Raw genomic sequence first — 13,615 nt, forward strand, 5'->3', positions numbered from 1 at the left:
ATGGAGCCCACCGAAGAGATCATCCGACGAATCATGCGCAACAACCTCATGCACTCGATCAACGACTGGCATGGGTGTCGGCAGCACCGCTACTTCGCTGCCTTGGGGCTGCTACGTCAGCAGATCGAGCGCACGCTGAAAGCGCTCGACGGCATGGCAGGGGAGTGGTGATGACAGAGCTTAGCGAAGTAGGGCGGTTGACTGTTCGGGGCAATATGCTGGACCAGATCCGTGAGTACCATCTCGTGAAGGGGCTCGACCTGGCTCTGTATGTTGCCCAGTACCTGCTGGAGCGGGAGATTCGCATCGACCTGGGCAGGCTGGGTGGCCTGCTGGGAGAGTGGTAATGGTGCAGGATGAGAAGGAGCAGTTCGAGCTGTTCCAGGCCGAAACCACCTGGTTCCACATATTCAGATCGATGATGGACTCAGGCGATGCTGCCAAGATGGGTGGCAATGCCTTCATGATCTACTGCATCATCAAGGGCCACACGAACTTCAAGACGGGCAGGGCGTTCCCCGGCATCGACACGATCATGGAGAAAAGTGGCCTGTCCAAGTCCCAGGTGCTACGTGAGCTGACCACCCTGGAGGACATGGGCTACATCACCCGAGCCAAGGAAGGGCGTAAGAACGTCTACACGCTCAGGGAGAAGATTGGTATCACCGATGACAAGGGTCGGCCTGTGGCCGATGCCACCTGGGATTACGTGCCTGATGGCGTGAGGGGGGCTGTCGCCGAGCTCAAGCATGTGATGATGTCGGGCGACTTCAAGGGCGCCAAGATCATCAACATCGAGAACATGACGGTGCATTTCAACCAGTTCAACGATCAGGCCACGCAGATCAACATGCAGGCATTGATGGAGAATATGGACAAGCTCGACCCAAAGACACGGGAGAGCTTACGGATGCGTCTGGAAGAGGTTCAGGAACGCAGCAGTGGATAACTCGCCGAATAGGTGTCATGCGTGGCACCAATCCGATAGGTGCCATGGGTGACACGTATCGCAGGTGAAACCTTCCAATCATGGAAAGGTGTCAGCTGTGCGACCTATTTGCGGGGAATAGGTGTCACCGATGACACCCTAACGATGTAGAGGTTTACGTTAACAATATGAACTTTTCCATGGGGAGTTATCCACAATGGCAGAGCCGGACATGATTCATTCCATCCTGGTTCGGATCCAGGAAGACCAAGCCAAGCTGCGCACAGAGATGCGTGAAGCCTTCGTGAAACTGGGCTTGCAAGTCGGCTCACTCGAGGGCGGCATGGGCCTGGTGCTGCATTACGCCGGCGACCGTGCCCAGAACGATGCCGCGGTGAATAAGCGCATTGCCGCTGTCGAGCAGCAGATCCAGGATCTGCGAGACACGATCGAGCACCTGAAGCACGCTCAATGAGATGACGTATACATCCGGGTGGATCTGTCTCAGACTATTGCGCACTCTCAAGCGAAGCCTGAACCACCCCACATGGAACTCGAAAACATCCCTCGATTCGAAAACGAAGAGCAAGAGCTGCGCTGGATCCTCAACGAGCTGCACAAGGATTACCAGCGACGCATCGCACCGATCCTCAAGCGGCTGAGCAAGATCGACGCAGCCAAGCCGCTGCCGCCTGTCGATGTGAGTGACTACGACATGTTCAACCTGACGCAGCTACAGCAGCTGCTGGCCAAATTCCGAAAGGACTGGGGACATTCATGAGCCAGGAAAAGAAATCACCAACCGGGCGTGTCACGCCAAGCGAACCGAACCTGCAGAACATTCTCATCCGGACACCGGAAGGAACTGCTATTCGTCGAGCCCTCATCGAGGACTATGACAAGTTCAACGCTTACTGGATCAAAAAGCTGCTCGAGACCTGGTCACGCTGACTAGGGACACTGCATCAAACAATGAAGCCACCTTCGGGTGGCTTTTTCTTTTGGTTCGTCAAAAGGAGTAACCCATCATGCAGAAATTCACGGGCTTGCAGTACCTGAAAATCGACATCGCTTCCAACTACGGCCTGGACAAGAAGACGTGGGACGAGCGTCTTGCCTGGTTCGAAGCGCACAAGGACCAGCTGCATGAGATGCTGGCCACGGCTGAGACGCCGGCGCTGTACTTCGCAGGCGTGCAAGCCTACGAGAAGGCACTGGCCGGCGAAGCATGCGGGTATCCGATCTCGCTCGATGCGACGAGCTCGGGCCTGCAGATCCTCGCTGCACTCTGTGGCGATCGTCTGGCCGCACAGCTGTGCAATGTCGTCTCCACTGGTTCACGGGAAGATGCCTACACCGGCATCTACCAGACCATGCTGGACAAGATCGGCGTCGAAGGGCGCATCAAGCGCTCGGACGTGAAGCAGGCTGTGATGACGGCGCTGTATGGCTCACAGGCCATCCCGAAGCTGGTCTTCGGTGAGGGCGGGCTACTCACCATGTTCTACGAGACCATGAAGGAAGTGGCCCCGTATGCGTGGGAGCTGAACGAGGCGTTCCTGTCCATGTGGAACCCCAATGCGCTGATCAATAGCTGGGTGCTGCCGGACAACTTCCACGTGCACGTGAAGGTCATGGGCACGGTGACAGAGCGCATCCACTTCCTAGATGAGCCGATCGATGTGACCAAGCGCGTGAATATGCCGGTGGAGGAGGGCCGCAGTCTCGGCGCCAACACCATCCACTCGATCGACGGCATGATCGTGCGGGAGATGAACCGCCGCTGTAACTACGATCCGGCTGCAATCGCCATGGTCTGGGATGCCCTGCAAGGTGTGGGCACGGCCGGCAGTGACGAGGATGACGCCATGGTCATGAAGCTGTGGGCGCACTTCAAGGAGTCGGGCTACCTGTCAGCCCGGATCCTGGATCATCTGCGCGTCGACAACATCGACCTGGTCGATGAAGTCGAGATCCGTGAGCTGCTGCTGAGCTTGCCGAAGAAGCCATTCCAGATCATGACCATCCATGACTGCTTCCGCTGCCTGCCGAACTACGGCAATGACCTGCGTGAGCAGTACAACCTTCAGCTGGCGCTGATCGCCAAGAGCCGCATGCTCCAGTTCCTGGTTCGCCAGATCATGGAGCGCACGGACATCACAGTCGAGTCGATCGATCCTGAGATGTGGCAGGAAGTGCTGGACACGGAGTATGCCCTTTCCTAATTTGACATAAGATCAGACTGTTTCTGTAAACTTTCAGGTGACCTCATCCCGAGGTCACCACTTTTACGAGGTGAGAGATGGATCAGATGCAGATCGAACACGAGAAGGACAAGGTGGCCCGTGGCCAGGATGCAGCTAATGCCAACCCGGCGATTCCGGGCAATCCGGCATCAAGCCAGGTGGCCAAGCTGATGACCGAGCATGCGGATCGCAATGATCCCGATCGAGAGAAGGTGCCGGCCGCTCAGGAACCGGAGCAGGTTCAGGAGCAGGAACCCGAGCCGCAGCCGGAGACCATCGAAGAGCAGCGCGAGCAGACGTAATTACTCACTATCTGGAACCCCACTTCGGTGGGGTTTCGTCCGAAGATTCGAACAGATGGCAGTGTTGGCGTTTGATCAGGACATTCTTTGTCTACCCTGACGGATAGACTACACGGCTCAACGCAACACCTTACGCAGGTATAACTTACCGCACCTGCGTCCCATCAAAGTTACCTCTAAAGTCTGAGGATAGAAACCCTAGAATACAGGGAAACCAACCTCGGTACATCGTTCACGCTTCCACCAAGTTAGCTCTAAAAAATCTGAATTGTCTGTTTACTCTTTAGGGCAGACTTGGCAGAATCCATTGCTCTGACAGATCTCAGTTGCAATATTTGCTTGCACCCACTGCAAGCGCCTTTATAAGTTGGAGTCATAAGAAAATGGCCAATCCCTTCGAGGCAGCACGTCCCTATCTGTGGAACGGATCGAACGGAGTGAAGTACTCCGAGAAGTACATCTGTCACGCAATCGGCCGTGCCGAGAAGGCGAGACGCATCACAGCGCACCAAGCGCTGTGGGCAATCAACATGATCCATCTGCGCCTCGGCGAGCACCGCACCGTCGAGGGCTGGCTCTGCAATGAAGGCGGTGTACGCCTGGGCGAAATGAGCTGCGAGCAGGTACAGCTGTATCGCTTTCTTTGGTTGGATGAACTTTCAAGAATCTGGAACCAAGGAGAACGAGCATGAGCAATGCCGACAAGCGCAGCACGCACACGGACGCCCTCGAGACGCTGGGCATGATCCACTTCAAGCCCGAAGCACGGGATGCGATTCACCTGGCTGTCGAGCCGATCGAAGCCGGTGAACGTCTTCGCCCGAACGATGACGTGGGCATCTACAACGGCAAGGCGTACCAGGCCAGCGACTATCGTGAGATCGATGGCGAGCTGGTCATGATCAATCCGCTTGGCAAAGTCGATCCGTTCCTGCCGAGCAGCAAGTTCGTACAGCCCGGCCAGAAGTTCTGGCTCGTCGTCTATCCGCGCATGATCACCAGCCTCCGGCACGTCTGGAGCCACCCGTCCTTCGGAGAGTCGCAATGAGGCCGTATCAACCCTGTCCCGATGAAGAGTTCCTTGGCCGGCAACTGGCCCAGGATCCGCAGGTGATGGCTTTTCTCTGGCTCGAAGCGTATGTCGAGAATCTGAACGATCAGATCCGCAGCAGCTACGACAACGAAAACGGTCGCTATGGCGAGCTCGACCTCGCTGAAGTGATCACCACAGCCGAATCGCACCTGGACACGAAGGATCGTTGGGGCGGTGACTACATCGTCAAGGGCGGTGTGTTCGAAGGACAGGGCACGGACCCCACTTTCTGGGACAAGCTCGCCATCCTGAAAGGCATCGAGATCCCGCAAGAAAAGCGCAGCAACTTTTTCAGCTGCTCCTGCTGACCCACACCTGAGCCAAGGACAAGAACAATGATCTTCCCGCAGCAAGAACGGGTGGTGCGACAGCTCGACCACATCTTCAGGATCTTCCACGAGAGCGAAGCGGCAATCCGCCCGCACTTTCACTTCACCGGCCCGAGCGGTTCGGGCAAGACGTACTTGATCGGACAGACGGCCAAGGAGTACAAGCTGCCGATCATCGAGGTGAACGCAGCAGGGCTCACGGCTGAAGGTCTGTCGGGCAACTCGTTGTCGAAAGCTTTGCGCAAGCTGCGTGAGAACTGGACGAGCCCGAACATCATCTTCGTGGATGAGTTCGACAAGCTGTTCGCTCGCAACGGTGAGCAGACCGAGGGCTTCCGTTCCATGGTTCAGGACGAATTCCTGACCGCACTGGAAGCGAAGTACACCTCGATCTTCACCGACTACGGCAAGTACGAGCCGTTTCGTATCGACAACTCGTTGTTCATCTTCGCCGGCGCCTACAGCAACCAGCGCATCGACAACCTCCAAGGGTTGAAGGATGCAGGCCTGCGTACCGAGTTCATCGGCCGGGTACCGCTGGTGTTCTGCACCGACGAAGTGCCGCTCGACGAACTGCAGAGGCACATTACCAAGGTCGAGCTCTACCAGAAGTACAAGGCGCTGTACCCGAACGTGAACGACAAGGTGGCCAGCCGCATGATCGTCGACATGATGCGCCAGCAGGCTGAAGTGACACCGATCGGCATTCGCCTGCTGAACAGCGTCATCCATCAATTTTTCATGCGTGACATCTAGGATTCCTGATGAGCTATCCCCAGAATATCCTCGAGATTCAGATACTCCTGGATGCCCATGTGTTGGGCAAATTCCAGCCGCGAGGGATATCGCAGCAACACGATGCAGCGGTGGAGCGGTTACTCAGCGAGGGCATGGTACAACTGAGCCCCGCTGATGGCTCGGTCACGACTTCGCTGAAGGGTCAGTTCTGGGTCGACCATCTGTGCACAATTCCCTATCCGGTCACCACTTTTGCCATTCCCAAGGAGCCAGCATGAAAGCATTCTTCATCCATCCGTTTGCCAAGACCGTGACTGAAGTTCAGCACACGGGTGAGCTGAAGGACATCTATGTCACGCTCGGCTGCAATGTCATCGATGCGGTGCGTTTGCTCAACGGCGATGCGATCTTCATCGATGACGAGGGTCTGCTCAAGCCCATCGACCCGAACTCGTTCTGGAGAGTGCCGTCCCTGCATCCCGAGTCGGTGTACACCGGACGGGGTCTGGTCATGGGCAGCGATCGTACTGGCGCACCTAAGAACGAGCCGGCCATCTCGCTGGAAGAGATGCAGCGACTGATTCAGTTTCTGTCGCCAGACGAGCTGCTGGAATACATCGGAGAGTAAGCGTGAGCAACGTCATCCCGCCGATCACGGATTCGCAGGGAAGCTGCTGGATACAGCCGGCCTCCGACCAAATCTTGGTGTCCGACACCGATGCGGTGATGAGTCAGATAACCTTTGAGTGCCTGCCTGAGTATTCGACATCGATCCCGTCAGGTGTTTATCCCGGAAAGATGTGGAGAGCCGAGACAGAAGATGGCTGGTATCTCCGCTGGTTCGGGATCGTCGAAGGCAATCCTGATGTCTGCTCGAACAACCAACGCAAGATCCAGATCATGGACTGGAAAACACTGACGGGAGTGATGGAATGAAATTGCTCTACGCCATCCGGCACAAGCCGACTGGCTTCTTCATCCCCGATCCGGATCGTATTCAGTGGCGTGCTTCGCATCTGCAGCCCGTGGACTGCTCCGGTGATGGACCCAACCCCCGGCTGTTTCACACCGAGCTGTCGGCCAAGCGAGCACTGAGCGCCTGGCTGCAGGGCAGGTGGAAAGCTGAGCTGGAATGGGAGTCCACGGACGAGTACGGCAGTGGCTTCTACTACCAGAGCTTGCCGGTGCCGACTCCGATCCCGGATCGGGTGAAGGAAGACATGGAGGTCGTGCCTATCCGGTTGGAGTTGGTATGAGCACGCTCGCCACTGACCGCCGTGTCTCGATCATTGAACGGATCATGGAACGGGTGTTGGTGGTGGACAGGGGATTCCAGATGGATGGGATGCCCAGTCCCTGCCACATCTGGACAGGTCCGACCAGCGGTGAAGGCAAGGGTGGTGGCTACGGACGCATGAGTCTCAATGCGCAGACCGTGGCCGTGCACCTGGTGGTCTACACCCACTACTTCGGCTACATCCCCGGCAAGAAGCAGGTGGATCATCTGTGTAATAACCGGCTGTGCTGCAACCCCGTACACCTGGAGCTGGTTTCCCACATCAAGAATCAACGCCGGCGAGCCAGCCGAGCCAAGGAAAAGGCATGAAACTGACTGATGAACAACAGCAAGCTGTTCGAGATGCCATTGCGGAAGCCCTCGGGGATGCTTACGACTGCATGCGAGTCTGGAACGCATGGAATGTCGGCACGATGAGTCAAGACGATTTTCAGCGCGTTGCTGATGACGATTCGCGCATCGAAGAGATTGCTAACGCCGCCATAACCGCTCTCTCCTCCGCGCTTGCCACAGAAGGCGGAGAGGCTACGCCGATCGAGCACCGTCAAGGATGCAGCGCGCTTGGAGGATACGGGCACGGAGTCGGTCCATGCGACTGCGGCGCCGCCCCTCAATCTCAAGTCGATAGCGACTCCGAACAGTAAGACAACGATATTGGGGATTGGAATGAAACTGACTAAAGAAACGATTCTATCGCTTGCTCGACATCATGCGATTGACCATGAATGCTGGTCCGAAACGAGAGTGCTGAGCTTCGCTGACGCTCTTTTGCAATCACATCTTTCTACGGAGGGCGTCGCCCATAGCGCGATCGAATCAGCTATCCAAGTGTTGCGTCAGGTAGAGGCCGGCGACGGGGTTTTTGTTGGCCAGTGCTCGGACGCTATCGCAGGACTTGAGGCCGCGCTTGCCACAGAAGGCGGAGAGGCGGTGGCGTGGCTATTCGAATGCGGATCGCATCGGAGCGTGTCGCTTACTTGGATCGATCCGGCGCTTGTCGCAAAAGGCAACAAGGTGACACCGCTCTACGCCGCCCATCAATCTAAAGTCGATAGCGGGGGTGTGAAGCCTCAAGAAGAGATCGATGCCGATTTTGCTCGCGGCTATCAAGAAGCTTTGCAAGACATTTCCGCTAGAGAATCTGCCGCCCCTCAATCTCAAGTCGATAGCGGGGAGCGCAAAACAGTGGAGCAAGCAAGGGATCGCATTTTGGGCCAAACCAAAAATTCTCTGTTTCGTAGCGGGGTAAAGGTTATGGCGGCAGAAATCCTATCTCCTGCTGAACAGTGCAACAAGCCGCCCGAGGGGTGGTCATGCTCGCGAATCAAAGGTCACGAAGGCCCTTGTGCTGCAATCCCTCAATCTCAAGGAGAGAAGGCGGTGGCGAGCGAGGATGCTGCTGATGATGATGTGCTTGAACGGTTTAATGCCGCGACTTCGCTCAATGCGCTTTACGCAGAGGAAATCAGAAATCTTCGGGAATTGCTTGGCGAACTTGCAAAACTCCGTCGTTACGACCCAAACAATGGCAAGCGGAAAGAGCCGTATCTGGTTCGGAACCTTACGCTGAACGTACCGGCAGAAATGTTCAATCGCATCGACGCAGCGGCTGCCGCCATTGCAGGAGAAAAGAAAGCATGACGGTCTACGTGGACAACATGCGGGAGCCCTACGGTCGGATGGTCATGTGTCACATGCTCGCCGATACGACTGAAGAGCTCCTCGCCATGGCCGACAGGATCGGAGTGGCCCGCAAGTGGCTGCAGAAAGCAGGCACCTACCACGAACACTTCGACATTGCTCTGTCCAAGCGAGCACTGGCTGTTCAGGCCGGCGCTCGAGAGATCGGACGCAAGGAAGTCGCAGATCTGCTGAACCAGAAACGAAAGCTGATCGGGGCGAGCACGCAAGAAGGGTGAGTGTGCGGTTCCACACATGAGGTCCGACAATTGCTATGGCACTATTTGTGCCATTCCAGTTGAGGAGTCCTCATCATGAACCGCCTGCATTTCGATCTTGCTCACCAGAAACTGACGGACTACCTCCTGCATTTTTGTGTCTCCCGGATTCACGGGACACGGAACGCCGCTGTAGAGCGTCCCCGTACTTTCGGTACCCACGCTGGCTTTGTGTCCACCGAGGTTCCTGAAGATCCGAGCCTGCTGCATGCCGGCGACCTGCTGCTGATCTCCGGTCACCGGAATCCGCTGTGGCGCATGGCCTGGCTCAAGCGAGTGAAACTCGGCGAGTGTGGTCCTGAATACATCGTTCAGTCCACGCAAGGTGAGGGAGAAGTGACGTGCATGCACAACGTGAGCGTCTCTTTCTTTCATCGACCCACCCTGGCTCAGCATCCGGAGTGGCGCTGGACGAATGAACAGCACTGGTTTATGGACCGGTGGCTGGAAGCAGTCATGCAACACCGTGACACCAGGCTCATTGCACCCATGATGCCTGTGTTTTTTGGGGATTCAGTGTGTCTGAAGGCCCGTGGACGGTTCGGAATCTCTGATTTCCGGCCGGAAAAGACAATCAATGACTTCCGTGAGATGACTCAGGACAGCATCCTGAGCTGCTACGACGAGCTGTGTCAGCAACTTCACACTGACAAGGTTCTGAAGGCAACGCCTACGGAGGTCGACCTATAGGAACCAGGAAGGCATGGAAGACGCATACGTCTGTACCCCCCGCAATCTCCGCACATTCATCGCAGACGCACTCGAAGCTGGTCTTGTCCCGTTCGTCACCGCATCGCCGGGTGTGGGCAAGTCCAGCATCATGAAGCTGGTGGCCAAGGATCTGAACCTCCAGGTCATCGACCACCGGCTCTCGACCTCCGCTCCCGAAGATCTCTCCGGTTTGCCACGCTTCGACGAGGCAGGGCAGGCACGCTTCGCTCCTTTCGCCGATCTGTTCCCGCTGAAGAATACACCGCTCCCGAAGAATCGGGATGGCTGGATGCTCTTCCTGGACGAGTTCAACTCGGCCGCCAAGTCGGTGCAGGCAGCAGCCTACAAGCTGGTGCTGGATCGTCAGGTCGGCCAGCACGATCTGCATGACAACTGCGTGATCACCGCGGCCGGCAACAAAGCCACTGACCGTGCCATCGTCAACCAGATCTCGACCGCCATGCAATCGCGTGTCGTGCACCTGGAGCTCGAAGTGAACTTCGAAGAGTGGCTCTACGATGTGGCCTTCGCCCAGCAGTACGACGCTCGCATCATCGGCTTCCTGAGCCAGTTCCCGAGCAAGCTGATGGACTTCGATCCGGCACACAAGGAGAAGACCTTCGCCTGTCCCCGGACCTGGGAGTTCGTCAACCGGCTGTGCAAGCTTGACCACTGGCAGGGTGACCTGACGGACAAGGCGCCGCTGCTGACCGGTGCGCTGACCTCCGGTATTGCTACTGAGTTCATCGTCTTCTCCAAGGTATGGAAGGAGCTCGTGAAGATCGACCAGGTGATCAAGGATCCGAAGAGCACACCGATTCCGGCATCGCCCTCGGCCAAGTGGGCGACGATCGCTCACCTGATGGAGCACATCAACGAGCTGAACTTCGATGACGTGGCCACCTACGTCAACCGTCAGGACTTCGGCGTCTCGTTCCGGATCCTGTTCTTCCGCTCGGTGATGCACCGCCAGCCCAACATGCGCACGCATCCGGCATTCGCCAAGGCGATGGCCGAGCTGAGCAAATATCTTCAGCCCTGAACCAAGGACGATCATGCCCAAGTACCGCGTCAGCGTGGAGGAGGTCATCCTCCACGTTGTGGATGTTGAAGCTGGCACTGAACAGGAAGCGGGTCAGATCGCTATCGACGCTGTGATCGAAGACGACCGCAGCCACTTCATGGAAGTCAGTGATCGTGGTGTGAAGATGTGTCTCGAACAGCCCTGAACCAAGGAAAGAAGATGACTACCTTCCAGCACTTCGCTTCGCGCGAAGCCGTGGTGGAGTACATCGGCCGAGAGCTGCTCGCCACGCTTCAGCAGGATCTTGAGAACATGGAGCATGGCGAGTATCACCAATACAGTGACGAAGATCGTGAAGAGATGCGCAATCGCATTGCCGATGTCGAAGCCGTAGTGCCCACGCTCAAGTGAGCCAAGGAAAAGATCATGCCGATTCATATGGCCCATAGCGGTGAGCATGTGCCGCTGCATTTCATCAACAAGCAGGGTCCGGACGATCACACCTATCTCTCCTGGTTCAAGGGGGAGAAGGTTGTGATCTACGCGCCGGCCCTGTACCCCGCCAAACAACTGGCGCTGGCCCACTTCAAGCCGTCGAAGAAGGATGAGGGACTGGTGGCGGTCGAGCTCAAGCTCGTCTCCACGAATCCGGCCAGCGTCGCTCCCGAGGAAGGACTCGCATGAATCCCGTCGATCCGAGCACCATCGATGTCCAGACCCTGAATCGCAAGCTCGATCAGGTGAAGGCGCAGGTCTTTCTGCACAGTGAAACTGCCGCCTTCCTTGGTTCCATCATGTCCACACTGGATTTCATCTGGACCCGCGAGCACACGACCGCGGCGACCGATGGTATCCACTTCTGGTGGAACCCGGACTGGTTTGCTGCACTCGAGCCAGCCAACCGGGCCACTGTGCTGCGACACGAGCTCTGGCACGTCGCACGTCTGCACATGGTGCGCCAGGGAAGCCGGGATCCGAAGGTCTGGAACTTCGCCTGCGACTACGTCATCAACAACGACCTGCAGACCGAGGGTTGTGACTTCACCTTCGGCGGGCTGGTCGACGCCAAATACCGCGGCATGGCCGAGGAGGACATCTATGATGACCTCATGCAGAATCCGCCTAGTCCGGACGCTGGTGTCTGGGTGCCGGGTGACGGTGCCGATATGTTCCCGATGGACAAGGCCCAGAAGCAGCAGGTGATCAACACGGTGGTCACTGCCGTCCAGCAGGCCAAGATGACCGGCGCTGGCAAGGTGCCGGGTGGCATCACCGAGCTCCTCGACCAGTTCCTCACACCTGTGGTGCCGTGGCAGATCTATCTCTCTCGCTGGTTCACGCAGCTGCTGGAGGAGGACTACTCCTGGTCCAAGCCCAACCGGCGCTACAGCGACATGTACCTGCCGAGCCGCAAGCTCGACGATGGCAAGCTGGAGAACCTCGCCTGGTACATCGACGTGTCGGGCTCGATCACAACCGCTCAGGCCACCCGCTTCAAGTCCGAGCTGAAGTTCGTCAAGGACACGTACCAACCGGAAAAACTGACCGTGGTGCAGTTCGACACGGCCATTCGCCGAGTGGATGTCTGGGAGGCGGACGACGAGTTCAACAGCCTGGAAATCCATGGTCGAGGAGGCACGTCTCTGGACCCGGTTCATAGACATATCTTGGAGGAGAGGCCAACCGCTGCTATCATCTTCTCCGACATGGAATGTCACCCCATGAGCCAGGAAGGAATCGAAGAGATCCCGGTGCTCTGGGTCATGCTGCCGTCCCGGCACGGACACACCCCCAGCTTCGGCGAGATGCTGACAATTCAGGAGTGAAGTAGATGGTCATCAATGGTATGAGCCTGTACGCAGAGAAGCCCATCAAGGACATGCTCCCGTCCAAGCTCCACGAGCATGGCGTCTCCCGTGGTTTGGGAGAAGCCGGCTACGACATCCGGATCAAGCAGGAGATCCACTTCACCTTCCGGGACAGCACACAGCCGATCGTGCGCTCCCGTGAGCTGGATGCTGAGGGCAAGCTGCACCACCTTCGCCAGAAGCCGGGACGCTTCATCATCGCCTCGGCCATCGAAGAGTTCGACATGCCCACGAACCTGATCGGCATCGTGCACGACAAGAGTACATGGGCACGGCAGGGATTGTCGGTGTTCAACACCGTGATCGAGTGCGGGTGGAAGGGTTTCCTGACGCTCGAACTGGTCTACCACGGTGGTGGTGAGCTCTTCATTCCGGCCGGCGCTGCCATTGCGCAGGTGGTGTTTCACCAGACCGCGGAGCATCAGCGTTATGACGGAAAGTACCAAAACCAGCGAGACGAACCCGTCTCCGCTATTGCCTCTGTGTAATTGGTGCAAGAAGCCTAATGGCTGGGTTCTCCTGGATCCAAAGAAGTATCGCAAGCAGTGCGGTCCTTGTCAGCAAGCGATGGAAGCCTTTTACGACAAGACAGTAGCTGCACTGACTACACAACTCCATCGTATTGGCAAGGACTGACCAATGAAACTGCATCAAACATACTCACCCGAGACGGTGGGTGAACTGCGCAAGCTGATCGAGAGCCTGCCTGATGGCATGGAACTCCGTTACATGGAACGGGGTGCACTCTACGTCCCCGAGATGAGCCTGGCACTGCGTGGCAAGGGCGACAAGCGTCGCACTGTCTCCCGTGGTGGAGTGCCGTTCCTCGCCTTGCACGACTTCTGATTCTGGTTGTTTGGTTCGGTCCTGGTGAGGAGCTTGACAGCTCCTTTTCTTGGACTGTACATTAGACATATCTTGGAGGAAGACAGCATGTACATCGCTCTGCTGATGTTGGTGCTGGCCTGCTTCCTCTTGAAGGAACACGTGCCTCGTGCAGTGGAGCGTGTACTGCGATCCCGATCAACTGATAAGCGACCGGATCAGCAGGAGTATGGCTAGAGCAGATCTCAACCAGTAACTGCACGTGAGGGCGAGTAGTCGAAAGATACTCGCCCTTT

The 13,615-nt window shown here is 57.1% G+C and carries 28 protein-coding genes; all 28 read left to right on the forward strand.

The window, feature by feature from the left end; all coding sequences use genetic code 11:
* The 28 genes from QCE83_RS34420 to QCE83_RS34555 all read left to right on the forward strand — a co-directional run bounded on the left by QCE83_RS34420 (position 1) and on the right by QCE83_RS34555 (position 13,340).
* A complete protein-coding gene (locus tag QCE83_RS34420; RefSeq protein ID WP_309821287.1) occupies positions 1 to 171 on the forward strand; it encodes a hypothetical protein in 171 nt (56 codons plus the stop codon).
* Complete coding sequence (locus QCE83_RS34425; protein ID WP_309821288.1) at positions 171 to 347, forward strand: hypothetical protein; 177 nt, start codon at positions 171 to 173, stop codon at positions 345 to 347. Before QCE83_RS34420 ends, QCE83_RS34425 begins: the two co-directional genes overlap by 1 nt.
* Positions 347 to 949: a helix-turn-helix domain-containing protein gene (locus QCE83_RS34430; protein WP_309821289.1), complete on the forward strand. Its 603-nt coding sequence runs from the start codon at positions 347 to 349 to the stop codon at positions 947 to 949. Before QCE83_RS34425 ends, QCE83_RS34430 begins: the two co-directional genes overlap by 1 nt.
* Positions 950 to 1,160: 211 nt before the next feature.
* A complete protein-coding gene (locus QCE83_RS34435; RefSeq protein ID WP_309821290.1) occupies positions 1,161 to 1,403 on the forward strand; it encodes a hypothetical protein in 243 nt (80 codons plus the stop codon).
* 72 nt (positions 1,404 to 1,475) lie between these two features.
* On the forward strand, positions 1,476 to 1,709 hold the full coding sequence (locus QCE83_RS34440; protein ID WP_309821292.1) for a hypothetical protein: 234 nt from the start codon (positions 1,476 to 1,478) through the stop codon (positions 1,707 to 1,709).
* Complete coding sequence (locus QCE83_RS34445; protein WP_309821294.1) at positions 1,706 to 1,879, forward strand: hypothetical protein; 174 nt, start codon at positions 1,706 to 1,708, stop codon at positions 1,877 to 1,879. The genes QCE83_RS34440 and QCE83_RS34445 overlap by 4 nt, the downstream gene beginning before the upstream one ends.
* A gap of 77 nt (positions 1,880 to 1,956) precedes the next feature.
* Complete coding sequence (locus QCE83_RS34450) at positions 1,957 to 3,153, forward strand: DNA-directed RNA polymerase (RefSeq protein WP_309821295.1); 1,197 nt, start codon at positions 1,957 to 1,959, stop codon at positions 3,151 to 3,153.
* Positions 3,154 to 3,230: 77 nt separating this feature from the next.
* Positions 3,231 to 3,476 carry a hypothetical protein gene (locus QCE83_RS34455; protein ID WP_309821297.1) on the forward strand — a complete coding sequence of 82 codons (246 nt, stop codon included), beginning with the start codon at positions 3,231 to 3,233 and terminating at the stop codon, positions 3,474 to 3,476.
* 383 nt (positions 3,477 to 3,859) lie between these two features.
* The gene (locus QCE83_RS34460) at positions 3,860 to 4,168 is read left to right on the forward strand and encodes a hypothetical protein (protein ID WP_309821299.1); all 309 of its coding nucleotides are present in this window, start codon (positions 3,860 to 3,862) and stop codon (positions 4,166 to 4,168) included.
* Positions 4,165 to 4,524, forward strand: coding sequence for a hypothetical protein (locus tag QCE83_RS34465; RefSeq protein ID WP_309821300.1), 360 nt, complete (start codon positions 4,165 to 4,167; stop codon positions 4,522 to 4,524). The genes QCE83_RS34460 and QCE83_RS34465 overlap by 4 nt, the downstream gene beginning before the upstream one ends.
* Positions 4,521 to 4,877 carry a hypothetical protein gene (locus QCE83_RS34470; RefSeq protein WP_309821302.1) on the forward strand — a complete coding sequence of 119 codons (357 nt, stop codon included), beginning with the start codon at positions 4,521 to 4,523 and terminating at the stop codon, positions 4,875 to 4,877. The genes QCE83_RS34465 and QCE83_RS34470 overlap by 4 nt, the downstream gene beginning before the upstream one ends.
* Before the next feature lie 27 nt (positions 4,878 to 4,904).
* On the forward strand, positions 4,905 to 5,654 hold the full coding sequence (locus QCE83_RS34475; protein WP_309821304.1) for an ATP-binding protein: 750 nt from the start codon (positions 4,905 to 4,907) through the stop codon (positions 5,652 to 5,654).
* Positions 5,655 to 5,662: 8 nt separating this feature from the next.
* A complete protein-coding gene (locus tag QCE83_RS34480; RefSeq protein ID WP_309821305.1) occupies positions 5,663 to 5,914 on the forward strand; it encodes a hypothetical protein in 252 nt (83 codons plus the stop codon).
* Positions 5,911 to 6,264, forward strand: coding sequence for a hypothetical protein (locus tag QCE83_RS34485; RefSeq protein ID WP_309821307.1), 354 nt, complete (start codon positions 5,911 to 5,913; stop codon positions 6,262 to 6,264). Before QCE83_RS34480 ends, QCE83_RS34485 begins: the two co-directional genes overlap by 4 nt.
* 2 nt (positions 6,265 to 6,266) lie before the next feature.
* Positions 6,267 to 6,572 carry a hypothetical protein gene (locus QCE83_RS34490; RefSeq protein WP_309821308.1) on the forward strand — a complete coding sequence of 102 codons (306 nt, stop codon included), beginning with the start codon at positions 6,267 to 6,269 and terminating at the stop codon, positions 6,570 to 6,572.
* Positions 6,569 to 6,892, forward strand: a complete 324-nt coding sequence (locus tag QCE83_RS34495; RefSeq protein ID WP_309821309.1) for a hypothetical protein — start codon at positions 6,569 to 6,571, stop codon at positions 6,890 to 6,892. Before QCE83_RS34490 ends, QCE83_RS34495 begins: the two co-directional genes overlap by 4 nt.
* Complete coding sequence (locus QCE83_RS34500; RefSeq protein WP_309821311.1) at positions 6,889 to 7,242, forward strand: HNH endonuclease signature motif containing protein; 354 nt, start codon at positions 6,889 to 6,891, stop codon at positions 7,240 to 7,242. Before QCE83_RS34495 ends, QCE83_RS34500 begins: the two co-directional genes overlap by 4 nt.
* A complete protein-coding gene (locus tag QCE83_RS34505; RefSeq protein ID WP_309821313.1) occupies positions 7,239 to 7,577 on the forward strand; it encodes a hypothetical protein in 339 nt (112 codons plus the stop codon). Before QCE83_RS34500 ends, QCE83_RS34505 begins: the two co-directional genes overlap by 4 nt.
* A 22-nt stretch (positions 7,578 to 7,599) precedes the next feature.
* Positions 7,600 to 8,574, forward strand: a complete 975-nt coding sequence (locus tag QCE83_RS34510) for a hypothetical protein (protein ID WP_309821315.1) — start codon at positions 7,600 to 7,602, stop codon at positions 8,572 to 8,574.
* Positions 8,571 to 8,852, forward strand: a complete 282-nt coding sequence (locus tag QCE83_RS34515) for a DUF4031 domain-containing protein (RefSeq protein ID WP_309821316.1) — start codon at positions 8,571 to 8,573, stop codon at positions 8,850 to 8,852. The genes QCE83_RS34510 and QCE83_RS34515 overlap by 4 nt, the downstream gene beginning before the upstream one ends.
* A 75-nt stretch (positions 8,853 to 8,927) precedes the next feature.
* Positions 8,928 to 9,581: a hypothetical protein gene (locus QCE83_RS34520; protein ID WP_309821317.1), complete on the forward strand. Its 654-nt coding sequence runs from the start codon at positions 8,928 to 8,930 to the stop codon at positions 9,579 to 9,581.
* Positions 9,582 to 9,594: 13 nt separating this feature from the next.
* Positions 9,595 to 10,644, forward strand: a complete 1,050-nt coding sequence (locus QCE83_RS34525; protein ID WP_309821320.1) for a hypothetical protein — start codon at positions 9,595 to 9,597, stop codon at positions 10,642 to 10,644.
* A 13-nt stretch (positions 10,645 to 10,657) separates the two neighbouring features.
* Positions 10,658 to 10,831, forward strand: a complete 174-nt coding sequence (locus QCE83_RS34530) for a hypothetical protein (protein WP_309821322.1) — start codon at positions 10,658 to 10,660, stop codon at positions 10,829 to 10,831.
* Positions 10,832 to 10,845: 14 nt separating this feature from the next.
* Positions 10,846 to 11,037, forward strand: coding sequence for a hypothetical protein (locus QCE83_RS34535; protein WP_309821324.1), 192 nt, complete (start codon positions 10,846 to 10,848; stop codon positions 11,035 to 11,037).
* Positions 11,038 to 11,052: 15 nt separating this feature from the next.
* Positions 11,053 to 11,310, forward strand: coding sequence for a hypothetical protein (locus QCE83_RS34540; protein ID WP_309821325.1), 258 nt, complete (start codon positions 11,053 to 11,055; stop codon positions 11,308 to 11,310).
* Positions 11,307 to 12,452 carry a DUF2201 family putative metallopeptidase gene (locus QCE83_RS34545; protein WP_309821327.1) on the forward strand — a complete coding sequence of 382 codons (1,146 nt, stop codon included), beginning with the start codon at positions 11,307 to 11,309 and terminating at the stop codon, positions 12,450 to 12,452. The genes QCE83_RS34540 and QCE83_RS34545 overlap by 4 nt, the downstream gene beginning before the upstream one ends.
* Before the next feature lie 5 nt (positions 12,453 to 12,457).
* Positions 12,458 to 12,982, forward strand: coding sequence for a dCTP deaminase domain-containing protein (locus QCE83_RS34550; RefSeq protein ID WP_309821328.1), 525 nt, complete (start codon positions 12,458 to 12,460; stop codon positions 12,980 to 12,982).
* A 151-nt stretch (positions 12,983 to 13,133) separates the two neighbouring features.
* Positions 13,134 to 13,340 (forward strand): hypothetical protein, encoded by a 207-nt coding sequence (locus QCE83_RS34555; RefSeq protein WP_309821329.1) that lies wholly within the window; start codon positions 13,134 to 13,136, stop codon positions 13,338 to 13,340.
* The last annotated feature ends 275 nt before the right edge of the window (positions 13,341 to 13,615 follow it).

Source organism: Caballeronia sp. LZ034LL (genome assembly GCF_031451215.1).
Taxonomy (GTDB): Bacteria; Pseudomonadota; Gammaproteobacteria; order Burkholderiales; family Burkholderiaceae; genus Caballeronia.